Source organism: Streptomyces sp. NPDC048106 (assembly GCF_040706415.1).
Classification (GTDB): Bacteria; Actinomycetota; Actinomycetes; order Streptomycetales; family Streptomycetaceae; genus Streptomyces.
This window is the reverse complement of record NZ_JBEZND010000004.1, coordinates 113,788-137,324: the sequence shown is the minus strand read 5'-3', so window position 1 is coordinate 137,324 and position 23,537 is coordinate 113,788. Positions and strand designations below refer to the sequence as shown.

Genomic DNA, 23,537 nt, shown 5'->3' with positions numbered 1-23,537 from the left:
GAGGCGGTGGCGTGCCCGTACTCACAGGCCCCCTTTAGGGGTCCCTTACTCCGGTTCGTGACAGACTCTGCTATCGCTATGGACATATCCGGGACCCAGCTCAGAGCCGTACGCGCGGCGCTGTTCACGGCCTTCGTCGTGACACTCGGCACCGCGTCGCACGTCCTGCTGTCCCGGGCGCCGCTGCCGGCGGCGACCGTGGCCGCGGTCGCCGCCGGCGTCTTCGCCGGCGCGTACGCGCTGGCGGGGCGCGAGCGCGGCTTCGGCCGGATCGCCGCCCTGCTGATCCCGCTGGAGCTGGCCGCGGACACCGTGTTCACCACCGGCCAGCAGACCTGTTACGGCCGGGCGGGCGGCCCCGTCGCGGGCCCCCTGCACGCCTTCGGCTTCGACCTGCTGTGCCATGGCGGCGCCGTGGGCACCCCGCTGGCCCGGGTGAGCCGCGGCCAGGCGGCCGGGCTGCTGGCCAACGCCACCCCGGCCACCGCCTGGCTGCTGCTCGCCGCGCACGTCGGCGTGGGCCTGCTGGCCGCCGCCTGGCTGCGCCGGGGCGAGCGGGCCCTGGTGCGGCTGCTGCGCGCGGTGGCCACCGCCTCCTTCCGGCCGCTGCTCCTCGCCGTGGCCGCGGTCACCGTACGACTCCTGCCGGAGCGCGCGCCGGCCCGTCCGGCCCGGCGCCGGACCGCCGCCCGCGACCGGCTCCTCGCCCATTCCCTGGGACGGCGCGGACCGCCGTGCCCCGCCCCGCTCACCGCTTGGTGAACGGCGCCCGAGCACACCAGTCCCCCACCCCGATCCCGCGCACGGCAGGTGCGCGACCCCCAGGGAGAACCCCGAGATGAGCAAGCGGAACAGCAAGGCGGCGAAGACGGCGGCCCGGGAGCGGCTGCGCGAGGAGCGCGAGCGGCAGGCCAAGCGCGACAAGGCCAGGCGGCAGGCGTTCGTGGCCGGCGGCGTCGTGGTGGTCCTGGCCGCCGCGGGCGGCATCGGCTACGCCGTCGTCCAGGCCAACAAGCCCGGCTACTGGGAGCGGATGAAGACCGCGAGCGTCGTGGCGCCGGCCCACACCGAGGGCACCAAGGGCACCACGGTCGTCATCGGCAAGGCGAGCGCCAAGAAGACCCTCAAGATGTACGAGGACCCGCGCTGCCCGGTGTGCGCCCAGTTCGAGCAGACGGTCGGCTCGACGCTGCACAAGGACATCGACGACGGCAAGTACAAGTACCAGTACGTCGGCGCCACGTTCCTCGACGCCCACGACAACGGCGAGGGCTCCAAGAACGCGCTGAGCGCGCTCGGCGCCGCGCTGAACGTCAGCCCCGAGGCGTTCCTGGACTACAAGACCGCGCTGTACTCCACGAAGTGGCACCCGGACGAGAACGACGACAAGTTCAAGGACGACAGCTACCTCATCAAGGTCGCCGACACCGTCCCGGCGCTGAAGAACAACGCCACGTTCCAGAACGCGGTCAAGAAGGGCACCTACGACGCCTGGGCGATGGCCATGTCCAAGCAGTTCGACGACAACAAGGACGGCGTGACCGGCACTCCGGGCTTCGTCATGGACGGCAAGCAGCTCAACGGCGGCAACGTGATCCAGTCGGTGGCCGATTTCAACAAGATCATCGACGCGGCCCTCAAGGGCTGACGAACCCCCACGATCCGGCCGTCCCACGGGCGCTGACGGCCCTTCGGACACCGACGGACCGGTGAAGAGCGGGCGAACATTCCCTGTTCGCCCGCTCTTTCGTTCTACCGCTCGGTAACCTGATCGGCCGTGACGAGTCGAATCAGATCGCTGCCGGCCTCTCAGGGCCTCAACTCCCTTTCCCCGCGCCGCCGTACGGTCGTCAAGGCCGCGGCGGCGACCGCTGTGCTGGCCGGTCCGCTGGCCGCCGCGCTCCCGGCCCGCGCCTTGGACCAGGCCCCCGCCTTCCTGCACGGCGTGGCTTCCGGCGACCCGCTGCCCGACGGCATCCTGCTGTGGACCCGGGTCACCCCGAGCCCGGACGCCACGCCCGGCTCGGGCGTCGGCCCGGACACCGTGGTGAGCTGGGTCGTCGCCACCGACAAGGCGCTCACCCAGATCGTCAGCCAGGGCTCCACCACCGCCACGGCCGCCTCGGACCACACCGTGAAGGCAGACATCCGCGGCCTCCAGCCGGCCACCGACTACTGGTTCCGCTTCTCCTCCGGCGGCACCGACTCCCCGGTGGCGCACACCCGCACCGCCCCGGCCGCCACCGCGGACGTCTCCGGGCTCCGCTTCGGCGTGGTCACCTGCGCCAACTGGGAGGCCGGTTACTTCTCCGCCTACCGCCACCTCGCGGCGCGCGGCGACCTCGACGCCTGGCTGCACCTCGGCGACTACATCTACGAGTACCAGTCCGGCGAGTACGCGGCCCGCGGCGAGGTGGTGCGGCCGCACGCCCCCGCCAACGAGATCATCACGCTCGCCGACTACCGCACCCGGCACGGCAAGTACAAGACCGACCCCGACCTCCAGGCCCTGCACCTGAAGGCGCCGGTCATCGCGATCTGGGACGACCACGAGTTCGCCGACAACGCCTGGTCGGGCGGCGCGGTCGACCACACCGAGGGCGCCGAGGGCACCTGGACCGACCGCAAGGCGGCCGCCAAGCAGGCCTACTTCGAGTGGATGCCGGTCCGTCCGGCGATCGAGGGCACCACCTACCGGCGGCTGCGCTTCGGCAAGCTCGCCGACCTGTCCCTGCTCGACCTGCGCTCCTTCCGCTCCCAGCAGGTGTCCGGCACCAGCGGCTCGGTGGACGACGCCGACCGCACCATCACCGGCCGGGCCCAGCTCGACTGGCTGAAGGCGGGCCTGAAGGCGTCCGACACCAAGTGGCGTCTGGTCGGCAACTCGGTGATGATCGCGCCGTTCGTCATCGGCTCCCTCACCGCCGACCTGCTCAAGCCGCTGGCCCAGCTGCTCGACCTGCCGCAGAACGGCATAGGCGTCAACACCGACCAGTGGGACGGCTACACCCACGACCGCCGGGAACTGCTCGACCACCTGACGTCGAACAACATCGGCAACACCGTCTTCCTGACCGGTGACATCCACATGTCCTGGGCCAACGACGTGCCGGTGGACGCGGGCACCTACCCGCTGTCCCGGTCGGCCGCCACCGAGTTCGTCATCACCTCGGTGACCTCCGACAACCTCGACGACATCGTCAAGGTCCCCGAGGGCGTGGTCTCCGCGGTCGCCGCGCCGCTCATCGAGGCCGCCAACCGGCACGTCCACTGGGTGGACACCGACCGGCACGGCTTCGGCGTGCTCGACATCACCGCCGACCGCGCCCAGATGGACTACTACGTCCTGTCCGACCGCACCGACCGGAACGCCACCGCCACGTGGGAGCGCTCGTACCGCACCCGCACCGGCACGCAGAAGGTCGAGCGCACCTACGACCCGGTGTAGGCCCCTGCCCGCACGGGTGGAGCCGCGCCGCTACGCGGATGGCAGGCCGTCGAGGAAACCGAGCGCCACGCGCCAGGTCGCCTCGGCGGCCTCCGCGTCGTAGTCCGGCAGGGAGGGGTCGGTGTACAGGTGCCCGGCCCCGGCGTACCGGTAGACCTCCACGTCGGCGCCCGCACGGCCCATCTGGAGGTACCAGGCGCTGAGCCAGTCGTCCGTCTCGAACGGGTCCGGCTCGGCCACGTGCAGCTGCACCGGCAGCTCGTCCACGTACGCGTTCGGCGCGATGTCCGAGGTGCCGTGCAGGAGCAGCAGCCCGCGCGCCTTGCCGTCGCCGAGGGCGAGGGTCTGCGCCACGGAGGCCCCGAGCGAGAACCCGGCGTAGACCAGACCCCGCTCCGAGTACGGCGCGGCCGCCAGCACGGCCCGCTTCAGCAGCTCCTCCTTGCCGATCCCGTCGCCGAACTCCATGCCCTTCTCGACGGTCTCGAACGTCCGCCCCTCGAAGAGGTCCGGCGTCCACACCTCGTGGCCGGCCGTGCGCAGCCGGTCCGCGGCGTCGCGCACCGCGGGCCTGAGCCCGTAGGACGAGTGAAAGAGCATGATGTTCATGAGCCCATGGTGCCAGCCGCCTCCGCGCCGGCCCGCCCGGGAGCGGGACACATCACAGGTTCACGATCGGCATAGCCGGTTACGTTCCAAGGCATGGAGACCGTACTGCGCCCCGTGATCGTGGTCGGCACGTCCGTGTTCCTGACCGTCGTCATCGGCTGGGCCACGGACCTGCTGCTGCGCAAGGCGGACGAACACCATCCCGAGTCCCCCCTGTGGGACCGGCTGCGGCGGGCCCGCGTCCCCTACCAGCTCGTCCTCTGCGCCGCCCTGCTCAGAGGCGCCTACGACCAGGCGGCCCTGTTCGAGCGGCACCGGGTCGGCGTCGGACGGACCCTGACCCTGGTGCTGATCGGGGCGGCGGCCTGGCTGGTGATCCGGATCGCGGCGGCCGTGGTCGAGACGACGTACACCCGCTACGCGCGCGCCCACCACGATCCGGCGCGAGTGCGGCGCGTGCGCACCCAGGTCACGCTGATCATGCGCGTGGTCTCGGCGATCGTCGGCGTGGTCGCGGTGGCCGCGATGCTGCTGACCTTCCCGGCGATGCGCGCGGCGGGCGCCTCCCTGCTGGCCTCGGCCGGTGTCCTCGGCATCGTGGCCGGTGTCGCCGCGCAGTCGACGCTGTCGAACTTGTTCGCCGGGCTGCAGATCGCCTTCGGTGACATGGTCCGTCTCGGCGACACGGTGGTCGTGGACGGCGAGTGGGGCACGGTCGAGGAGATCACCCTGACCTTTCTGACGGTACGGACCTGGGACGAGCGCCGGATCACCATGCCGGTGTCGTACTTCACCTCCAACCCCTTCGAGAACTGGTCGCGGGGCACCCCGCAGATGACCGGGATCGTGTTCTGGCATCTCGACCACAGCGCGCCCCTGGAGGCGATGCGCGAGAAGCTGCGCGACATCCTGCGCGCGTGCCCGGCCTGGGACGGCCGCGCCTGCGGGCTGGTGGTCACCGACTCCACCCCGACCACCATGGAGGTGCGCGCGCTGGTGACCGCGAAGGACGCCGACGACATCTGGACGGTGCGGGTCACGGTCCGCGAGCAGATGCTCACCTGGCTGTCCGCGGAGCACCCCTACGCGCTGCCCCGGGTCAACACCTCGGACGCGGTGCTGCCGCCCTACCGCGTCCCCTCCCCGGACCGCGACTCCCTGCGCAGGGCCTACGACTTCCCGCGCACGGGGCGGGGCTGAGCGCGTCCCGGCTCGCGCCGGCTCGTGCCGGCCCGCGCCGGCTCAATGTCCGCGTTCGGCGCCTCCGTTGACCTGGATGATCTGGGAGGTGATGTGGCCGGCGGCGGGCGAGGCCAGCCAGTGCAGGGTCGACGCCACATCCCCCGGTTCACCGGCCCGGCCGGTGGAGGTCTCGGCCACGAGCTGCCGGCGCCGCTCCTCGGACATGGTGTCGCCGAAGAAGCCGGTGTCCTCCACGTAGCCGGGCGCGACCACGTTCACGGTGATGCCCCGGTGGCCCAGTCTGCGGGCCAGATCGTGGGCGTAGGGGTGCAGCGCGGCCTTGGACGCCGCGTAGGCGCCGCTGCCCGAGCCGCGGTAGGCGGCGATGGAGCCGAGGAAGAGCACCCGCCCGCCGGGCTCGGCGAGCCGCTCCTGGAGGGCCTCGGTGAGCAGGGCCGCGGTCAGGGTGTTGAGTCTGAAGGCGACGGTCCAGGCATGGGCCACCCGGTCGAGGGGGTCCTCGCCGCCGGCCGGTGGCTCCAGGCCGCCGGAGCCGCCCGCGCTGTGCACGAGCACGTCGACGGTGCCGAACTCGCGGGCGACGAGGCGGGCGACGCCCCGCACGTCCGCGGGCTCGGTGAGGTCGGCCGCGTGGGTGAGCGCCCCGGGCACCCCTGCCTTCTCCAGCACCTCCGCGCGCCGCCCGAGGAGCAGCACCCGGTCCCCGTCCGCGGCGAAGAGGCGCGCCGTCGCCAGCCCGATGCCCGTACCGCCACCACTGATCACGATGTTGCGAGTCATGATCCGAGAGTAGGAGCCGGGCGCGGCCGGCGCTTCCGGTTGTCCACAGCCGCCTTGTATTTGTATGACCGGATATGCACAGCCGGCGCGCGGACGGGGCGTGTACACGCCCTAACGCATGCTGCGCACGTCGAGGTGGCGCAGGATCCGGTCCACGGTCTCCGGGTCCATCCCCGGCTCGCTGCGCGCGGCCAGCACCTCGTGCCGGGCCGCGCTGAGCATCTCGCCCTGGATGCGCCGGATCCGTTTCAGCCGCTTGGCCCGCTGGTGCTGCGCCTCGCGGCGCTCCTCCTCGCCCATGTCGGGGCTGATCCGGATGCCGATGTCGAAGGCCTGCCGCAGCATCTGCTCGGACAGGTCCTCGGGCAGGTCCTCCACCTGCTCGATCTCCCGCAGCCGGCGCTTGGCCGCCTTCGCCGCGCGCACCGCCAGTTCCTTCTCGTGCTCCTTCTCCTGCTCGGAGTCGGCCTGCACGCGAAGCCGTTTGACGAGCCACGGCAGGGTCAGCCCCTGGAGCACCAGGGTGGCGACGATCACCCCGAAGGCGATGAAGACGATCTCGTCCCGGTCCGGGAAGGGCCTTCCGGCGTCGGTCTTCAGCGGGATGGCCAGCGCCAGCGCGACCGAGGCCACCCCGCGCATCCCGGACCACCACATCACCACCGTCTCCCGCCAGCTGGCCGGGATCTCCTCGTCCACATCGCGCCGGGCGTGCAGCCGTTTGGTCAGCCAGGTCGCCGGCAGCAGCCACAGCAGCCGTACCACGATCACCACACCGGCGACGGCGGCCGCCCAGCCGAGCAGTTCACCCCACCGTCCGCTGGCCGTGCGGATCGCGTTGTGCAGTTCCAGGCCGATCAGCCCGAAGGCGACGCCCGTGACGAGGGTGTCGATGATGTCCCAGAAGGTGTGCCCGGCCAGCCGGGTCATCACGTCGTCGGCGCCGGTGGCGTACTCGGAGAGGTAGAGGGCCGTGGTGAGCACGGCGAGCACCCCGGAGCCCTGGAGCTTCTCCGCGAGCACGTAGGAGGCGTACGGCACCAGCAGGGTCATGCCGATCTGGAGGGTCGGGTCGCCCAGCAGGTCCATCACCCGGTTCGCGCCCCAGCCGAGCAGCAGCCCCACGGCCACCGCGACCACGGCGGACAGCACCAGGGCCAGACCGGCCCGCCACGGTGAGAACAGGCCGCTCACCGCGGCGGCGATCGCCACGTGGTAGAGCACGATGGCGGTGACGTCGTTGAACAGCCCCTCGCCCTCCAGGATCGACACCAGGCGGCGCGGCAGCCCGAGCTGTCCGGCCACGCTGGTCGCGGCGACGGGGTCGGGCGGGGCGATCAGGGCGCCGAGCGCCACGGCGGCGGCGACCGACAGACCGGGCACGATCGCGTGCGAGACGAAGGCGACGCACACCATGGTCACGAACACCAGGGCGACGGCCAGCATCAGGATCGGGCGCCTGTTGGCCGCGAACTGCCGCCAGGAGGTGCGCCGTACGGCCGCGTACAGCAGTGGCGGCAGCAGTCCGGGCAGGATCAGCTCGGGTGGGATGTTCACGTTGGGGACGAACTGGGCGACCGCCAGGACCCCGCCGAACAGCGTCATCAGCACCGGGGCCGGCACCCCGAGCCGGTCGCCCACCGGGACGCTCACCAGGGCCCCGAGCAGCAGGGCGAACAACAGAGCCAACTGATCCACGGCCGCTCCGGGGTCGGAAGGACACGAGAGGCTTCAAGCCTGCCATGCCGTCCGTTCCCCGGCCGTTCCGGCGCCATCGCCCCGGGGGTGCCGCCGCGCCCTCGTTCAGCGGCTCTTCCGCCGCCTGCTACAGGGCGCGGCGCATCGCCCGGTGGGGCATGTCGGCGTCCAGGAACTCCGGTCCGTACGCCGCGTAGCCCAGCCGCTCGTAGAAGCCCAGCGCGTGGGTCTGCGCGTGCAGGTCCACCGCGGCCAGGCCCTGGGCGCGGGCCGCGTCCTCGATGGCCCGCACCAGGGCGGCGCCGATGCCGAGCCCGCGGGCCTCCCGGGAGACGGCGAGCCGCCCGAGCGAGCCGACGGACGGGTCCGCGCCGGTCTTGGCGACGGCCGCCTCGCCGGTCAGCAGCCGGCCGGTGCCCAGCGGGGCGCCGTCGGCGCGGACGGCCAGCACGTGCACGGCGACGGCGTCGTACGCGTCGTACTCGATCGTCTCGTCCACGCCCTGTTCGCCGACGAAGACCTCCTTGCGGACGGCGAAGCAGGCCTCTCGGTCGGCGGGGTCCTCGGCGGGACGGACGGTGTAGGCCTCGCTCATCCGTAGGTCTCCTCGCGGACCTGGTCGAGGGCCTGCTGGAGGTCCTCGGGGTAGTCGGACTCGAACTCCACCCAGCGACCGTCGCCCGGGTGTTCGAAGCCGAGGCGCACGGCGTGCAGCCACTGGCGGGTGATGCGCAGCCGCTTGGCGAGGGTGGGGTCGGCGCCGTAGGTGAGGTCGCCGACGCACGGGTGGCGGTGGGCGGCCATGTGGACGCGGATCTGGTGGGTGCGGCCGGTCTCCAGCTTCACGTCGAGCAGGGAGGCGGCGCGGAATGCCTCGATGAGGTCGTAATGCGTGACCGAGGGCTTGCCGTCGGCGGTGACCGCCCACTTGTAGTCGTGGTTCGGGTGGCGGCCGATCGGCGCGTCGATGGTGCCGCTCGTCGGGTCCGGGTGGCCCTGGACCAGGGTGTGGTAGCGCTTGTCGACCGTGCGCTCCTTGAACTGGCGCTTGAGCGAGGTGTACGCGTACTCCGACTTGGCGACCACCATCAGGCCGGAGGTGCCGACGTCCAGGCGGTGCACGATGCCCTGGCGCTCGGCGGCGCCGGAGGTGGAGATCCGGTAGCCGGCGGCGGCGAGACCGCCGATGACGGTCGGCCCGGTCCAGCCCGGGGAGGGGTGCGCGGCCACGCCGACGGGCTTGACGATCACGACCACGTCATCGTCGTCGTGCACGATCTCCATGCCCTCGACCGGCTCGGCGACCACCTGGACCGGCGCGGACGCCTGCGGCATCTCGACCTCCATCCAGGCGCCGCCGCGGACCCGCTCGGACTTGCCGACCACCGCCCCGTCGACCTGCACCTTGCCGGCCGCGGCCAGATCGGCCGCCTTCGTGCGGGAGAAGCCGAACATGCGGGAGATGGCGGCGTCGACGCGCTCGCCCTCCAGGCCGTCTGGCACGGGCAGGGTACGGATCTCGGGAATCGTGCTCACCCGTCGAGTATGCCGGACGGGCGGAACGGCCCCGAACGAGCCTGTGGAAAACCGGCGCCGGCCCCCGTCCCCGGGGACCGGTCCGTCAGTCCTTGTGGACCGTGCCGTCCGGGTCCAGGCCACGGAAGGACAGCAGCACGATCAGGATGCCGCCGCACACGATCGCCGAGTCGGCCAGGTTGAAGATCGCGAAGCCCTTGGGCGCGATGAAGTCCACGACCTGGCCCTCGAAGACCCCCGGCGCCCGGAAGATCCGGTCGGTGAGGTTGCCGAGCGCGCCGCCGAGCAGCAGGCCGAGCGCGACCGCCCAGGGGAAGCTGTAGAGCTTGCGGGCCAGGCGCATGATCACCACGATCACCGCGGCGGCGATCAGCGTGAAGATCACGGTGAAGGCCGCGCCGAAGCCGAAGGCCGCGCCCGGGTTGCGGATGGCGTGCAGCTCCAGCAGGTCCCCGACGAGCTTGATCGGCGCGCGGCCCTCCAGCTTGGCCACCACCAGCGTCTTGCTGATCAGGTCGAGCGCGTAGGCGAACGCGGCCACGGCGAACAGCACGGCGATCCGGCGACCCCGGCCGGTCCTCGGCTGCGCCTGGTCCCGCGCCTGCTCCGGGGCCTGATCCGCGCCGTCGTCCGGGGTGTCCGGCGTATTGATGATGCGCTCCGCCTCTGCCACGTGCGTCCCTCAACCTAGGTACCTGACTGGGGACGAGACTACGGCACGCTCCGACGGCGCCACACGCTCAGGAGCGGCGTTCCTGCTTCTGCTTGCACTCCACGCACAGGGTGGCCCGCGGGAAGGCCTGCATCCGGGCCTTGCCGATGGGGTTGCCGCAGTTCTCGCACAGGCCGTAGGTGCCCGCGTCCAGCCGTTCGATCGCGCGTTCGGTCTGGACGAGCATCTCGCGGGCGTTGGCGGCCAGCGCCAGCTCGTGCTCGCGCGTGATGTTCTTGGTTCCGGTGTCGGCCTGGTCGTCGCCCGCGCCGTCCCCGGAGTCGCGCATCAGGCCGACGAGGGACTCCTCGGACGAGCTGATCTCCCGCCGCAGCCGCTCCGTCTCGGACTGGAGCTCCGCGCGCGCCTCCGCGACCTCCTGGCCGGTCCAGGGGTCCTCGCCGGGGCGCACCGCCAGCTCACCGGGCGATGCCGCGGCGAGGCGTGCCTTGGGTACGGCGGTGTCCTCCGCCGTGGCCGTGCCAGGAGTCTTCTTCGCAACCACCCTCGTGGCTCCCGTCTGCTCCGCGGCCCGCGCCGCGCCCGCCTTCTTGGCCATGCTCTTCTCGTCCGGCTCCGCCGTGCGGGCCACGGCCTTCGCGGCCTTCCCGGCCTTCCCGGCGGTGGATCCCACTGCCGTGGCGTCCCTGGCCGTGTTGTCCCTGGCCGTGTTGTCCTTGGCCGCGCTGTCCGCGCTGTCCTTGGCCGCGGTCCGCCTGGCGGCCGTCTTCTTCGCCACCGCCTTTTTCGCCGCCGTCTTCCCGGCCGTCTTCTCGGCCGCCTTCCCAGCCGTCCTCTCGGCGGCTGCCGCCGTCTTCCCGGCCGCCGCCTTCCTCGCTGTCGTCTTCCCGGCGGCCGTCTTCTTCGCCACCGGGTGGGCGGCGGCCTCCTCGGCCGCGCCCGTCTGCTCCAGGACCGGCTTCACGGCGGCTCCTTTCCTGGCGGCCGCCTTCCCGGCCACCGCCTTCCTGTCCCCCTCCTCGGTCACGGCCTTCTCCGCCGCCGCCTTCCCGGCGGCGGCGTTCCCGGCAGCGGTCTTCCCGGCACCCGTCTTCCCGGCCACGGTCTGCTTCGCGGTCCTTTTCGCCACCATGGCCGCGGCCCCTTCACATACTGTGATCCTGCTCGCGCATCGTGCTGGGACGATAAATCGACTTACCTCCCGCAACAACGGGACAAACCGCCTTATTCGCTCGCACGCACCCCCACGCGACGGGCCTGCATCCGTTGTGCCCAGCTCCCCGCCGGGTAATCCGCCGCACCCGGCATCACCCCCGCACCCTCGCCATTCGGCGCATCCGGCCCCCGCGCTCGGCCGCGGCGCAGGACGCCGCCCGGAAAAGCGGTCGGCCGCTGTCCGCGCGGCGCCGTACACTGGGCGCAGCGAGAAGCGTGGATGGGGACGAGTAGCGGCGTACGCAGCCCAGAGCGACCCGGGGACGGTGGAAGCCCGGGGGCGAGCGCGACGTGAAGATCACCCCGGAGCCGCCGGAAGAAAGCCACAGCCGCATGGCTCGGGTCGGTAGAACCGGTTTCGCGAACCCAATGAGGGGGCTCACCGGCGCCTGAGGCGCGGCGGCGGGCCAAGGAGGGTGGTACCGCGGGAGCGCGCCGCACACGGCGTCGGGAATCGAAGCTCTCGTCCCTCCGACGGAAGGCAGCAAGTCCGTTGGAGGATGCTCGCAGATGACAGCGCCGACGTACCGCCAGGTGCCCGCACAGGTCGACCTGCCCGCGCTTGAGCACGCAGTGCTCGACTTCTGGCGCGAGCAGAAGATCTTCGCCAAGACCCTGGAGCAGTCCGAGGGCCGCCCCGAATGGGTGTTCTACGAGGGGCCGCCCACCGCCAACGGCATGCCCGGCGCCCACCACATCGAGGCGCGCGTCTTCAAGGACGTCTTCCCCCGCTTCCGCACCATGCGCGGCCACCACGTCGCCCGCAAGGCCGGCTGGGACTGCCACGGCCTGCCCGTGGAGCTGGCCGTGGAGAAGGAGCTTGGCTTCTCCGGCAAGCAGGACATCGAGGCGTACGGCATCTCCGAGTTCAACGCCAAGTGCCGCGAGTCCGTGACCCGGCACACCGACGCCTTCACCGAGCTGACGACCCGCATGGGCTACTGGGTCGACCTGGACGACGCCTACCGGACCATGGACCCGGAGTACGTGGAGTCGGTCTGGTGGTCGCTGAAGGAGATCTTCGGCAAGGGCCTGCTCGTCCAGGACCACCGCGTCGCCCCCTGGTGCCCGCGCTGCGGCACCGGCCTGTCCGACCACGAGCTGGCGCAGGGCTACGAGACGGTCGTGGACCCCTCGGTGTACGTCCGCTTCCCGCTCACCTCCGGCCCGCTCGCGGGCGAGGCCGCGCTCCTGGTGTGGACGACGACCCCCTGGACCCTGGTCTCCAACACGGCGGTCGCCGCCCACCCCGAGGTCACCTACGTCGTCGCCACGAACGGCGAGGAGAGGGTGGTCGTCGCCGAGCCGCTGCTCGCCAAGGCCCTCGGCGAGGGCTGGGAGCCCACCGGGCAGACCTTCACCGGCGCCGAGATGGAGCGCTGGACCTACCAGCGCCCCTTCGAGCTCGTGGAGTTCCCCGCGCCGGCCCACTACGTGGTGAACGCCGAGTACGTGACCACCGAGGACGGTACGGGTCTGGTCCACCAGTCCCCCGCCTTCGGTGAGGACGACCTCAAGGTCTGCCGCTCCTACGGCCTGCCCGTCGTCAACCCGGTGCGCCCCGACGGCACCTTCGAGGAGGACGTGCCGCTGGTCGGCGGTGTCTTCTTCAAGAAGGCCGACGAGAAGCTCACCGAGGACCTCAAGGAGCGCGGCCTCCTCTTCCGGCACCTGCCCTACGAGCACAGCTATCCGCACTGCTGGCGCTGCCACACCGCGCTGCTCTACTACGCGCAGCCCTCCTGGTACATCCGCACGACGGCCGTCAAGGACCGCCTCATCCAGGAGAACGAGAAGACCAACTGGTTCCCGGAGACGGTCAAGCACGGCCGGTTCGGCGACTGGCTGAACAACAACATCGACTGGGCGCTGTCCCGCAACCGCTACTGGGGCACCCCGCTGCCGATCTGGCGCTGCGAGGAGGACCACCTCACCTGCGTCGGCTCCCGCGCGGAATTGACCGAGCTGTCCGGCACCGACCAGTCCGAGCTCGACCCGCACCGCCCGTACATCGACGCCATCACCTTCGCCTGCCCGCACGAGGGCTGCGGCAGGACCGCCACGCGCGTGCCGGAGGTCATCGACGCCTGGTACGACTCGGGCTCGATGCCGTTCGCGCAGTGGGGCTACCCGTACAAGAACAAGGAGCTGTTCGAGAGCCGTTACCCGGCGCAGTTCATCTCCGAGGCGATCGACCAGACCCGCGGCTGGTTCTACACGCTGATGGCCATCGGCACCCTGGTGTTCGACCGGTCGTCGTACGAGAACGTCGTGTGCCTCGGCCACATCCTCGCCGAGGACGGCCGCAAGATGTCCAAGCACCTGGGCAACATCCTCCAGCCGATCCCGCTGATGGACCAGCACGGCGCGGACGCGGTGCGCTGGTTCATGGCGGCGGGCGGTTCCCCGTGGGCGGCCCGCCGGGTCGGCCACGGCACCATCCAGGAGGTCGTCCGCAAGACGCTGCTGACGTACTGGAACACGGTCGCCTTCCAGGCGCTGTACGCCCGCACGTCCGGCTGGGCGCCGAGCGCGGCCGACCCGGCCCCGGCCGAGCGCCCGCTGCTCGACCGCTGGCTGCTGTCCGAACTGCACGCGCTCACCGACCAGGTGACGCAGGCGCTGGAGGGCTACGACACCCAGCGCGCCGGCAAGCTGCTGTCCGCGTTCGTCGACGACCTGTCCAACTGGTACGTCCGCCGTTCGCGCCGCCGCTTCTGGCAGGGCGACAAGGCCGCGCTGCGCACGCTGCACGAGGTGCTGGAGACGGTGACCAGGCTGATGGCGCCGATCACGCCGTTCATCACCGAGCGGGTGTGGCAGGACCTGGTCGTACCGGTCACCCCGGGCGCGCCGGAGTCGGTGCACCTGGCGTCCTGGCCGGAGACCGACCTCGGCTCCATCGATCCGGAGCTGTCGCGGCAGATGGTGCTGGTGCGCCGGCTCGTGGAGCTGGGCCGTGCCACGCGTGCCGAGTCGGGCGTCAAGACGCGTCAGCCGCTGTCCCGCGCGCTGATCGCGGCGAGCGGCTTCGAGTCCCTGGACCGCGAGCTGCACGCGCAGATCACGGAGGAGCTGAACGTCTCCTCGCTGGCGTCCCTGTCCCAGGTCGGCGGCTCGCTGGTGGACACCACCGCCAAGGCCAACTTCCGTGCGCTCGGCAAGCGGTTCGGCAAGCGGGTGCAGGACGTGGCCAAGGCGATCGCCGCCACGGACGCCGCGGCGCTGTCGCTGGCGCTGCGGCAGGGGACGGCGTCGGTGGAGGTCGACGGTGAGACCGTCACCCTGGCGCCGGACGAGGTGATCATCACCGAGACGCCGCGCGAGGGTTGGTCGGTGGCGTCCGACTCCGGTGCGACGGTGGCGCTGGACCTGGAGATCACGGAGGAGCTGCGGCAGGCGGGGCTCGCCCGTGACGCGATCCGGCTCATCCAGGAGGCGCGCAAGAACAGCGGCCTGGACGTGGCGGACCGGATCGCGCTGCGGTGGACGTCCACGGACCCGGCGGTCATCGCGGCGCTCGCCGAGCACGCCGAGCTGATCGCGGAGGAGGTCCTGGCGACCGACTTCGCCCAGGGCGAGGCCGACGACAGCTACGGGGATGCCTTCACCGACGAGGGCCTGAGCCTGACGTTCCGGCTGCGCAAGGCGTAAGCGCCGGCAGTCGCCCGGCGAGGGCCTGGTCTCCGCTTCGGAGGCCAGGCCCTTGCCGCATCCGGAGAGAAAAGGACGCGGCCCCGGACCGAAGTCCGGGGCCGCGTCCTCAGCGCTGCCGACGCCTATGGCGTACTACTCACCGTTCCCGGTGCTCAGTTGTCGTCCTCGTCGATCAGGAAACCGCGCATCGGCGAGGGGGCCTGGCCCATCGGGGACGGGCCCTGCGGGCGGACCGGAGCCATCGGCTGGGTCATGGCCGGCGTCATCTGCTGCTGACCGCCGTAGGACGGACCGGACGTCGGGGCGGGGGAACCGCCCATCCCCTGGTTGCCGCCGTAGGACGGGGCGCTCGCGCCGGCCGGGGCCATGGAGGGCGCCGGGGACGGCGGCAGGGACGCGGTGGCCGGGGTACGCGGCGGGGCCAGCGAGTCGTCGGCCTGGGTCTCCAGCTGGCGCAGCTGCGACTCCAGGTACGACTTCAGGCGCGTGCGGTACTCGCGTTCGAAGCCGCGCAGGTCCTCGACCTTGCGCTCCAGCGTGGCGCGGGCGGACTCCAGGGAGCCCATCGCGACGCGGTGCTTCTCCTGCGCGTCCCGCTCCAGGGCGTCGGCCTTGGCACGGGCGTCACGCTCCAGACCCTCGGCGCGGCTGCGGGCCTCGCCGACGATCTTGTTGGCCTCGGAGCGGGCCTCGGCGATCGCCTGGTCGGCGGTCTGCTGGGCCAGCGAGAGGACACGGGCGGCGCTGTCGCCACCGGGGCCCTGACCGGGACCGCCCATGGGACCGCCCATCGGGCCACCCATCGGACCGCCCATGGGGCCACCCATCTGCTGCTGCATGGGCGGCTGACCACCCATCGGCCCCTGACCCATCGGACCCTGGCCCATCGGACCCTGGCCCATCGGACCTTGGCCCATCGGACCCTGGCCCATCGGACCGGGACCCTGCGGACCACCCTGCCCACTGGGACCGGCGGGCAGCTGCGGTGCACCGCTCGGCAGCTGGGGCGGACCACCCATGGGGCCACCCATCTGCTGCTGCGGCGGGCCCGATATCCCGGCGGGTACCGGAGCGCCGGGACCTCGCATGCCCTGCTGCTGCTCCTGCTCCGGAGGCTTTCGGGCGTTCTGCTGGTTCTGCGCCGCGGCCCGCGTGGCGGCCGCCAGCTTCGCCCGCAGGTCCTCGTTCTCCCGGAGCAGACGGGTCAGTTCGGCTTCGACCTCGTCGAGGAAGGCATCGACCTCGTCCTCGTCATAGCCTTCTCGGAGGCGGACGGTCGTGAACTGCTTGTTCCGCACGTCCTCGGGGGTCAACGGCATCTCTTCACCTCAACGTAGTCATCGGCAGTCGGCAAGACCGGGTCGTCCACACGCTCATCTCACGAAGTTCTGCACGATGGCGATAAGAATGTAAACGATGATCATCAGTACGAAGAAGGACAGGTCGAGCGCCACGCCCCCGAGACGCAGCGGCGGAATGAACCGCCGCAGAAGCTTCAGCGGTGGATCGGTGACAGTGTAGGTGGCCTCCAGTACGACCACCATCGCCTTGCCGGGTTGCCACGAGCGGGCGAACTGGAAGACGTAGTCCATGACCAGCCGGAAGATGAGCACGACGAGAAACACCATCAGCGCGATGTAGATCACCTGCGCGAACACGCTCATGGCCTGCGCTTCCCTCTCCCCTGTTCCGAGCTCTTGCGTACTGCGGTCCGGTCTGCGTCTCAGCTCTGGTTGAAGAACCCGCCCTCTGCGATGCGGGCCTTGTCCTCCGCCGTGACATCGACGTTAGCAGGAGACAACAGGAACACCTTCTGCGTCACCCGCTCGATACTGCCGTGAAGACCAAACACCAATCCGGCCGCAAAGTCGACAAGTCGCTTGGCGTCTGTGTCATCCATCTCAGTCAGATTCATGATCACCGGGGTGCCCTCACGGAAGTGTTCCCCGATGGTACGGGCCTCGTTGTAGGTCCGCGGGTGCAACGTGGTGATCCGGTAAGGCTCTCGTTCCGACACGACCTTGGGCATGATCACCGGCGCGTTCTTCTCCAGGGACTGACGTTCTTGTGTGATGGACGCCACGGGCGCGATCCGCGCCGGGCGCCCCGATTCCGCGGGTAGCGAAGCCGCCCGGGAGACCGGTTCACGGGGCGCCGGAGGCTGCACCACTCGCACCGATTCATCCCTTTGGGGCTGGTGTGCGTCATGAGGTTGATGCAACGGCTCATGACGCCGGTGGTCCCGCTCTGGCTCCGGGTCCAACTCGGGCTCGAAATCGTCATCGGGGTCGAATCCGCGGCCGTCGTACCCATCGTCCTCCACGAGGCCGAGGTAGACCGCCATCTTGCGCATCGCGCCGGCCATGCTCTGAGTCCTCCGCTCTGTGGTGGATCGGCTGACGACTGCCAAGTGCCCGCGATCCACGCGGCCGTTGTGTCCGTTTCGCGAACACTGACCATATTTTCTGCTGTGGTCCGACTTCCTGGCGACGTTACCCGAGCCGGGGACGGACACCGAGTACCGCAGTGCCGACGCGCACATGTGTCGCCCCGGCCGCCACGGCCTGCTCGAGGTCCGCACTCATCCCTGCCGACACCATGGTTGCAGCCGGATGGGCCCGGCGCAGGTGAGTCGACAAATCCATGAGGCGCTCGAACGCCGCCTGTTCGCGTCCCGCGTACTCCCCGGTGAGCGGAGCGACGGTCATCAGACCGTCGAGCCGCAGCCCCGGCGAGCCGGCGACGAGATCGGCCAACTCTTCGATTCCCCCGGGGGCCACACCCCCCCGTTCGCCCCGCCCGCTCGCGCCCGCGTCGAGCGCGACCTGAACGAGACACCCCACCTCGCGCCCGGCGCGCACCGCCTCCTTGGACAGCGCGGTGACGAGCCGGTCCCGGTCGATCGACTGCACGACATCGGCGTAACCGACCACGGAACGCACCTTGTTGGTCTGCAACTGACCGACAAAGTGCCATTCCAGGGGCAGATCCGCACAAGCCGCCGCCTTCGGCGCGGCGTCCTGGTCGCGGTTCTCGGCGACATGACGCACCCCGAGTTCCGACAGGATCCGCACGTCGCTCGCCGGGTAGGTCTTGGTGACCACGATCAGGGTCACCTCCTCCCGACCCCGCCCCGCGGCCGCACAGGCGCCGGCGATGCGTTCCTCCACGTTCGCCAGATTCGCGGCGAGTTCGGTCTTACGGTCCGTCATTCCCCATCAGTCCAGCCAGACATAGGACGCGAGCCGCCCGGTGGTGCGGTCGCGGCGGTATGAGAAGTGGTCGCCCGACTCCAGCGTGCACACCGGCGAGTGCGCCCGGTCGCACACCCCGAGCCGGTCGAGCTGCGCGTGCACTCCGGCGCTCACGTCGACCGCCGGCGTACCCCAGCTGGTTTCGGCGTGCGCCGCCGGCTCCACGGCCGCCACCTCGGTCCGCATCGCCTCCGGCACCTCGTAACACCGGCCGCAGACGGCCGGTCCGGTGCGGGCGACGATCCGCTCGGGGGCGGCGCCGAGTTCGACCATGGCCCGTACGGCGGCGGGGACGACCCCCTTGACCATGCCGGGCCGGCCCGCGTGGGCCGCGGCGGCGACGCCGGCGACGGGGTCGGCGAGGAGCACCGGCACACAGTCGGCGGTGAGCACGGCGAGGGCGAGTCCGCGGCGGGCGGTGACGAGGGCGTCGACCTCCGGCACCGGGTCCGTGCCCCAGGGCTCGTCCACCACGGCCACCTCGGCTCCGTGCACCTGGTTCATCCACACCACGCGGGCGGGGTCCAGGCCGAGCGTCTTGGCGGCCAGCTCCCGGTTGGCCCCTACGGCCCCGGGCGTGTCGCCGACCGCGCCGCCGAGGTTCAGCTCCTCATACGGAGCGGCGCTCACCCCGCCCCACCGGTCGGTGAAGGCGAAGTGCGCGCCGCTCACGCTCTCGCGCTGTCCTATCACTTCAGGAAGTCCGGGACGTCCAGTTCCTCGGCCGCGCTGTCCGAGTAGGCGGGCCGCGGCGCCGGGGGGACCGGCGGGGCGACCGGGATGTCGGCCACCGGCTCGGGGGCCGGCTCCGGCTCCTCCTTCGGCTTCACGCTGCCGAGCGAGCCGAAGGACGGGCGGCTCTCGGGCTGCCGTACCGGGGCGGGCTCCTCGCGGCGGGCGGGGGCCGAAGCGGAGGCCGAGCCCAGGGCGTTGTCCCGGCGGGCCGGCGGCTGGCCGCCGTCGAAGCCGGCCGCGATCACGGTGACGCGGACCTCGTCGCCGAGGGCGTCGTCGATGACCGCGCCGAAGATGATGTTGGCCTCGGGGTGGGCTGCCTCGCTGACCAGCTGGGCCGCCTCGTTGATCTCGAAGAGGCCGAGGTCGGAGCCGCCGGAGATGGAGAGCAGCACGCCCCGGGCGCCGTCGATGGACGCCTCCAGGAGCGGCGAGGAGATCGCCATCTCGGCCGCGGCCACCGCGCGGTCGTCGCCGCGGGCCGAGCCGATGCCCATGAGGGCCGAACCGGCCTCGGACATCACCGACTTGACGTCGGCGAAGTCCAGGTTGATCAGGCCCGGGGTGGTGATGAGATCGGTGATGCCCTGCACGCCGGAGAGCAGGACCTGGTCGGCGGACTTGAAGGCGTCCAGGACCGAGACCTGGCGGTCCGAGATGGACAGCAGCCGGTCGTTCGGGATGACGATGAGGGTGTCGACCTCCTCGCGCAGTTCGGCGATCCCGTCCTCGGCCTGGTTCGCGCGGCGCCGTCCCTCGAAGGTGAACGGGCGCGTGACCACGCCAATGGTGAGGGCGCCCAGGGAGCGCGCGATGTTGGCCACGACGGGCGCGCCGCCGGTGCCGGTGCCGCCGCCTTCGCCGGCCGTCACGAAGACCATGTCGGCCCCCTTGAGGACCTCCTCGATCTCCTCACGGTGGTCCTCGGCGGCCTTGCGGCCGACGGCCGGGTTGGCGCCGGCGCCGAGTCCGCGGGTGAGTTCCCGGCCGACGTCCAGCTTGACGTCGGCGTCGCTCATCAACAGCGCCTGCGCGTCGGTGTTGATGGCGATGAACTCGACACCCTTGAGACCGACCTCGATCATCCGGTTGATGGCATTGACACCACCGCCGCCGACACCGATGACCTTGATGACTGCGAGGTAGTTCTGCGGTGCTGCCACGTCGAAGGCCTCTCGCCTCGAATTACGTCGTCGCCACCGCGCGGTGCCCCGCGCCGGGCGACAGATGCCGAATGGGACGGTCCGTAGCGCCGACCCGAACCCTAAGCCTGAAGTTTAGGGTTACCAGTGTGTCTGTTTCCTGGAGTCTTCTGAACAGGACACTAAGTCGACAAGCGGCGCCCGTTCAACGAACACGCCGAACCTCCCGTTTTTCTTTTCACCCTATGTGATCAGCCGTAGCGGTGCCCAACCAGGGTGCTGGCCTGCGCTGATGCGCGTCAACTCGCCGATGACGCAGGGGCGGTGGGGACGCTGACGTCGAAGTGCCGTGCGCCGGAAGCTGCTTTCATGAGTGCCGTGAGGGCCCGCGCCTTGGCGCGGCCGTTCTCGCCGCTGCCCCAGGCGACGGTGCGGCCGTCGGCCAACTCCAGCCGGATGTCGTCGTAGGAGCGGACCTGGACGGTGCGGGTGAGGCGCCCTACGGGGCCCGGCAGTTCACCGGCGACCCGGACCGCCTCGCGCACCAGCCGGCCGGTGCCGAAGCGCCGCAGGCTCGCGGCGGCCGGACCCGACGCGGACACGGACATCCGCAGCAGCGGAACACCCTTGGGCGCCTCGGCGACCGTGGCGAAACGGACGCCCCGGCGGTCGACTTCGACGAAGTTCCCGCCCTTGCGGACCAGCAGCACCGGGGTCCGCTCGGTCACCTTCAGATCGATGCCGTGCGGCCAGGAACGGGACACGTCGACCGTGTCGATCCGGGGCAGCTTTCGGCGCAGCCGGGCCGCGATGACATCGGTGTCGACCGACACCATCGGCGCCCCCACCGGCACGCCGGCGGCGTCGCGCACCTCGGCGGGGGTCAGCATCCGGGTGCCCGACACCGGGACCCGCTCGACGCGCAGCCACGAGGAGCCGTACAACACCCATACGGAACCGGCTCCTACGAGCACGACGGCCACGGCGAGAATGACGATCCTACGAAGTTGTAGTCGTCTGATCCTTTGGACGAGCGGCGGGCCGGGCGACTCCTGCTGGCGTTCCCCGCGTTCGCGGGTCGTCGGTCCGGCCACGCTCACTGCCCTTTCGTCAGACGGTCCTAACGGCGCGAGGCGATGGCCTCGTACACCATGCCGACGAGCAGGTCGTCGGCGTCCCGGCGGCCGAACTCGCTCGCGGAGCGCGACATCTCGTAGAGCCGGTGCGGATCGGCGAGCACGGGCAGCACGTTCTGCTGTACCCACTCGGGCGTCAGTTCCGCGTCGTCCACGAGGAGTCCGCCGCCCGCCTTGACCACCGGCTGGGCGTTCAGCCGCTGTTCGCCGTTGCCGATGGGCAGCGGGACGTAGGCGGCCGGGAGCCCGACGGCGGAGAGTTCGGCGACGGTCATCGCGCCGGCGCGGCAGAGCATCATGTCGGCCGCGGCGTACGCGAGGTCCATCCGGTCCAGGTAACTTACCGGGATGTAGGGCGGCATCCCCGGCATCTGGTGCACCTGCGGCAGTTCGTTCTTCGGGCCGACCGCGTGCAGGATCTGGATGCCGGCCTGCTGGAGCCACGGAGCGACCTGCTGGACGACCTCGTTGAGCCGGCGCGCGCCCTGCGAGCCACCGGAGACCAGCAGCGTGGGCAGGTTGGGGTCGAGGCCGAAGCGGTGCCGGGCCTCGGGGCGGACGGCCGCGCGGTCCAGCGTGGCGATGGAGCGGCGCAGCGGGATGCCGATGTAGCGGGCGCCCCGCAGCTTGCTGTCCGGCGTGGAGACGGCGACCTGCGCCGCGTACCGGGAACCGATCTTGTTGGCCAGGCCCGGACGGGCGTTGGCCTCGTGGATCACGATGGGCACGCCGAGCCGCTTGGCGGCGAGATAGGCGGGCAGCGCGACATAACCGCCGAAGCCGGCCACGGCGTCCGCCTTGGTGCGTTCGAGGATCTGCTCGGCGGCCTTGATGGTGCCGCGCAGCCGGCCCGGAACGGTGATCAGCTCGGGGGTGGGCCGGCGCGGCAGCGGCACCGCCGGGATCAGCGCGAGCTCGTAGCCGCGCTCCGGGACGAGCCGGGTCTCCAGGCCGCGCTCCGTGCCCAGGGCCGTGATCCCCACGCTCGGGTCCTGCCTGCGCAGGGCGTCCGCGAGGGCGAGCGCGGGCTCGATGTGGCCGGCGGTCCCTCCACCGGCGAGTACGACATGCACCGAAATTCACCGCTCTCCGGACGAACGCGCCGCCGAGGCACGCCGTCGCATCGTGTTCCATCTCCGAGGCCCCCGCTCCGCACCGGAGCCTCCCGCCCGCTTTCTACCAAAGCGAGGCTGCCGCAGCGCAAGCGCCGTCCGCGCAGCGGGCTCGTCGCGCGCGAACGCGATCAGCAGCCCGATGGCGAACATGGTCGGCAGCAGGGCGGATCCTCCGTAGGAGAACAGCGGGAGCGGAACACCGGCGATCGGCAGCAGACCGAGCACCGCGCCGATGTTGATCACCGCCTGGACGACGATCCAGGTGGTCACGCCTCCCGCGGCATACCTCACGAAGGGGTCTTTCGTGCGTCCGGCCACGCGGATACCCGCATAGCCTAGAGCCGCGAACAGGGCGAGCACCGACAGTGTCCCCGCCAGGCCCAGTTCCTCACCGGTGACCGCGAAGATGAAGTCGGTGTGCGCTTCTGGTAGTTGGCCCCATTTTTCCACACTCGCGCCGAGGCCGGAGCCGAAGAGTCCGCCGGAGGCGAGCGCGTAGATGCCGTGCACGGCCTGCCAGCAGTCGGCGCCCTGGGCGCGCGGCTCGGTGGCGCCGATGCAGGCGAGGCGGGCCATCCGGTTGGGGCTGGTCTCGATCAGGGTCACCCCGATCACGGCCGCGACCGACAGCACGCCCGCGAACAGGCGGGTCGGGGCGCCCGCGAGCCACAGCAGTCCGAACAGGATCGCTGTGAGAATGATCGCGGTTCCCATGTCGCCGCCGAGCATGATCAGACCGAGCAGCAGGAAGGCGGCCGGCACCAGCGGCACCAGCATGTGCTTCCACTGGGCCAGCAGTTTCTTCTCCTGTTTGCGGGCCATCAGGTCGGCGCCCCACAGCACCAGGGCGAGCTTGCCGAACTCGCTGGGCTGGATCTGGAAGGAGCCGCCAAGCGCGATCCAGTTCTGGTTGCCGTTGACCGCCATCCCTATCCCGGGCACCTGCACCAGGGCCATCAGGAAGACGGCGCCGGCGAGGATCGGGTAGGCCAGCGCCCGGTGCAGCCGCACCGGCATCCGGGAGGCCGCGAACAGCAGTACGCCGCCGATCACGGCGGCCAGCAGCTGCTTGCGGAAGAAGTAGGAGCCCGGCAGCGACATCTGGAGCGCGGTGACCTGGGAGGCCGAGTAGACCATCACCAGGCCGAGCACCGTGATCAGCATGCTGCCGCCGACGATCAGGTAGTAGGCGGTCAGCGGGCGGTCCCAGGCGCGCCGGGCGCGCATGACGAGCCGCCGCAGGGGGTTCTCGCCCGCGGCGCCGGGGCCGGCGGGACGCCGGGACGCCCGCTGTACGGGGGGCTTTCCGGTACGGCTACTGGGCATCGGCGCCTCC

21 protein-coding genes are annotated in these 23,537 nt (G+C 71.3%); 5 read left to right on the top strand and 16 right to left on the bottom strand.

Annotation, left to right across the window (positions count from 1 at the left end; genetic code table 11):
• Positions 1–78: 78 nt before the first annotated feature.
• The 3 genes from AB0927_RS05320 to AB0927_RS05310 all read left to right on the top strand — a co-directional run bounded on the left by AB0927_RS05320 (position 79) and on the right by AB0927_RS05310 (position 3,448).
• Positions 79–762 (top strand): hypothetical protein, encoded by a 684-nt coding sequence (locus tag AB0927_RS05320; RefSeq protein WP_366666183.1) that lies wholly within the window; start codon positions 79–81, stop codon positions 760–762.
• A 76-nt stretch (positions 763–838) separates the two neighbouring features.
• A complete protein-coding gene (locus tag AB0927_RS05315; RefSeq protein WP_366666182.1) occupies positions 839–1,648 on the top strand; it encodes a thioredoxin domain-containing protein in 810 nt (269 codons plus the stop codon).
• A gap of 129 nt (positions 1,649–1,777) precedes the next feature.
• Entirely contained in the window at positions 1,778–3,448 is a 1,671-nt protein-coding gene (locus tag AB0927_RS05310; RefSeq protein WP_366666181.1) for an alkaline phosphatase D family protein, read from the top strand.
• Positions 3,449–3,478: 30 nt separating this feature from the next.
• Here AB0927_RS05310 and AB0927_RS05305 read toward each other — a convergent pair whose 3' ends face one another.
• A complete protein-coding gene (locus AB0927_RS05305) occupies positions 3,479–4,057 on the bottom strand; it encodes a dienelactone hydrolase family protein (RefSeq protein WP_366666180.1) in 579 nt (192 codons plus the stop codon).
• A 93-nt stretch (positions 4,058–4,150) separates the two neighbouring features.
• Between AB0927_RS05305 and AB0927_RS05300 the strand changes: the two genes are divergently transcribed.
• Positions 4,151–5,257 carry a mechanosensitive ion channel domain-containing protein gene (locus tag AB0927_RS05300; RefSeq protein ID WP_366666179.1) on the top strand — a complete coding sequence of 369 codons (1,107 nt, stop codon included), beginning with the start codon at positions 4,151–4,153 and terminating at the stop codon, positions 5,255–5,257.
• 42 nt (positions 5,258–5,299) lie between these two features.
• On the opposite strand, the gene AB0927_RS05295 is transcribed toward AB0927_RS05300, so the two are convergent.
• The 6 genes from AB0927_RS05295 to AB0927_RS05270 form a co-directional block, all read right to left on the bottom strand.
• A complete protein-coding gene (locus tag AB0927_RS05295) occupies positions 5,300–6,040 on the bottom strand; it encodes an SDR family oxidoreductase (RefSeq protein WP_366666178.1) in 741 nt (246 codons plus the stop codon).
• A 111-nt stretch (positions 6,041–6,151) separates the two neighbouring features.
• Positions 6,152–7,738 (bottom strand): Na+/H+ antiporter, encoded by a 1,587-nt coding sequence (locus tag AB0927_RS05290; protein ID WP_366666177.1) that lies wholly within the window; start codon positions 7,736–7,738, stop codon positions 6,152–6,154.
• Positions 7,739–7,865: 127 nt separating this feature from the next.
• Positions 7,866–8,333 carry a GNAT family N-acetyltransferase gene (locus tag AB0927_RS05285; RefSeq protein ID WP_366666176.1) on the bottom strand — a complete coding sequence of 156 codons (468 nt, stop codon included), beginning with the start codon at positions 8,331–8,333 and terminating at the stop codon, positions 7,866–7,868.
• Positions 8,330–9,274: an RluA family pseudouridine synthase gene (locus tag AB0927_RS05280; RefSeq protein WP_366666175.1), complete on the bottom strand. Its 945-nt coding sequence runs from the start codon at positions 9,272–9,274 to the stop codon at positions 8,330–8,332. Before AB0927_RS05280 ends, AB0927_RS05285 begins: the two co-directional genes overlap by 4 nt.
• 85 nt (positions 9,275–9,359) lie before the next feature.
• On the bottom strand, positions 9,360–9,947 hold the full coding sequence (lspA, locus tag AB0927_RS05275) for a signal peptidase II (protein ID WP_366666174.1): 588 nt from the start codon (positions 9,945–9,947) through the stop codon (positions 9,360–9,362).
• Between the two features lie 67 nt (positions 9,948–10,014).
• Positions 10,015–11,079, bottom strand: a complete 1,065-nt coding sequence (locus AB0927_RS05270; protein ID WP_366666173.1) for a TraR/DksA family transcriptional regulator — start codon at positions 11,077–11,079, stop codon at positions 10,015–10,017.
• A 593-nt stretch (positions 11,080–11,672) separates the two neighbouring features.
• Here AB0927_RS05270 and ileS point away from each other — a divergent pair.
• A complete protein-coding gene (ileS, locus tag AB0927_RS05265) occupies positions 11,673–14,816 on the top strand; it encodes an isoleucine--tRNA ligase (protein ID WP_366666172.1) in 3,144 nt (1,047 codons plus the stop codon).
• A 155-nt stretch (positions 14,817–14,971) separates the two neighbouring features.
• On the opposite strand, the gene AB0927_RS05260 is transcribed toward ileS, so the two are convergent.
• From AB0927_RS05260 to ftsW, 9 genes are all read right to left on the bottom strand, one after another.
• A complete protein-coding gene (locus AB0927_RS05260) occupies positions 14,972–16,138 on the bottom strand; it encodes a DivIVA domain-containing protein (RefSeq protein ID WP_366666171.1) in 1,167 nt (388 codons plus the stop codon).
• Positions 16,139–16,192: 54 nt separating this feature from the next.
• Positions 16,193–16,483 (bottom strand): YggT family protein, encoded by a 291-nt coding sequence (locus AB0927_RS05255; RefSeq protein WP_285553895.1) that lies wholly within the window; start codon positions 16,481–16,483, stop codon positions 16,193–16,195.
• A gap of 59 nt (positions 16,484–16,542) precedes the next feature.
• Entirely contained in the window at positions 16,543–17,184 is a 642-nt protein-coding gene (gene sepF, locus AB0927_RS05250; protein WP_037653104.1) for a cell division protein SepF, read from the bottom strand.
• Positions 17,185–17,311: 127 nt separating this feature from the next.
• Positions 17,312–18,031 (bottom strand): YggS family pyridoxal phosphate-dependent enzyme, encoded by a 720-nt coding sequence (locus AB0927_RS05245; RefSeq protein WP_366666170.1) that lies wholly within the window; start codon positions 18,029–18,031, stop codon positions 17,312–17,314.
• A 6-nt stretch (positions 18,032–18,037) separates the two neighbouring features.
• A complete protein-coding gene (gene pgeF, locus AB0927_RS05240; RefSeq protein WP_366666169.1) occupies positions 18,038–18,766 on the bottom strand; it encodes a peptidoglycan editing factor PgeF in 729 nt (242 codons plus the stop codon).
• A complete protein-coding gene (gene ftsZ / locus AB0927_RS05235; protein WP_366666168.1) occupies positions 18,763–19,971 on the bottom strand; it encodes a cell division protein FtsZ in 1,209 nt (402 codons plus the stop codon). The genes pgeF and ftsZ overlap by 4 nt, the downstream gene beginning before the upstream one ends.
• Positions 19,972–20,249: 278 nt before the next feature.
• Positions 20,250–21,044: an FtsQ-type POTRA domain-containing protein gene (locus tag AB0927_RS05230; protein ID WP_366666167.1), complete on the bottom strand. Its 795-nt coding sequence runs from the start codon at positions 21,042–21,044 to the stop codon at positions 20,250–20,252.
• Positions 21,045–21,070: 26 nt separating this feature from the next.
• Positions 21,071–22,159, bottom strand: coding sequence for an undecaprenyldiphospho-muramoylpentapeptide beta-N-acetylglucosaminyltransferase (gene murG / locus AB0927_RS05225; protein ID WP_366666166.1), 1,089 nt, complete (start codon positions 22,157–22,159; stop codon positions 21,071–21,073).
• A 6-nt stretch (positions 22,160–22,165) separates the two neighbouring features.
• Positions 22,166–23,527, bottom strand: a complete 1,362-nt coding sequence (ftsW, locus tag AB0927_RS05220) for a putative lipid II flippase FtsW (RefSeq protein ID WP_366666165.1) — start codon at positions 23,525–23,527, stop codon at positions 22,166–22,168.
• Positions 23,528–23,537 lie beyond the last annotated feature (10 nt).

Coding starts and splice junctions, on each gene's coding strand:
- ileS (WP_366666172.1), top strand. CDS start 11,673: ATGACAGCGCCGACGTACCGCCAGGTGCCCGCACAGGTCGACCTGCCC.
- AB0927_RS05315 (WP_366666182.1), top strand. CDS start 839: ATGAGCAAGCGGAACAGCAAGGCGGCGAAGACGGCGGCCCGGGAGCGG.
- AB0927_RS05295 (WP_366666178.1), bottom strand. CDS start 6,040: ATGACTCGCAACATCGTGATCAGTGGTGGCGGTACGGGCATCGGGCTG.
- AB0927_RS05255 (WP_285553895.1), bottom strand. CDS start 16,483: ATGAGCGTGTTCGCGCAGGTGATCTACATCGCGCTGATGGTGTTTCTC.
- AB0927_RS05260 (WP_366666171.1), bottom strand. CDS start 16,138: ATGCCGTTGACCCCCGAGGACGTGCGGAACAAGCAGTTCACGACCGTC.
- AB0927_RS05320 (WP_366666183.1), top strand. CDS start 79: ATGGACATATCCGGGACCCAGCTCAGAGCCGTACGCGCGGCGCTGTTC.
- AB0927_RS05285 (WP_366666176.1), bottom strand. CDS start 8,333: ATGAGCGAGGCCTACACCGTCCGTCCCGCCGAGGACCCCGCCGACCGA.
- ftsW (WP_366666165.1), bottom strand. CDS start 23,527: ATGCCCAGTAGCCGTACCGGAAAGCCCCCCGTACAGCGGGCGTCCCGG.
- sepF (WP_037653104.1), bottom strand. CDS start 17,184: ATGGCCGGCGCGATGCGCAAGATGGCGGTCTACCTCGGCCTCGTGGAG.
- AB0927_RS05270 (WP_366666173.1), bottom strand. CDS start 11,079: ATGGTGGCGAAAAGGACCGCGAAGCAGACCGTGGCCGGGAAGACGGGT.
- AB0927_RS05245 (WP_366666170.1), bottom strand. CDS start 18,031: ATGACGGACCGTAAGACCGAACTCGCCGCGAATCTGGCGAACGTGGAG.
- AB0927_RS05300 (WP_366666179.1), top strand. CDS start 4,151: ATGGAGACCGTACTGCGCCCCGTGATCGTGGTCGGCACGTCCGTGTTC.
- AB0927_RS05305 (WP_366666180.1), bottom strand. CDS start 4,057: ATGAACATCATGCTCTTTCACTCGTCCTACGGGCTCAGGCCCGCGGTG.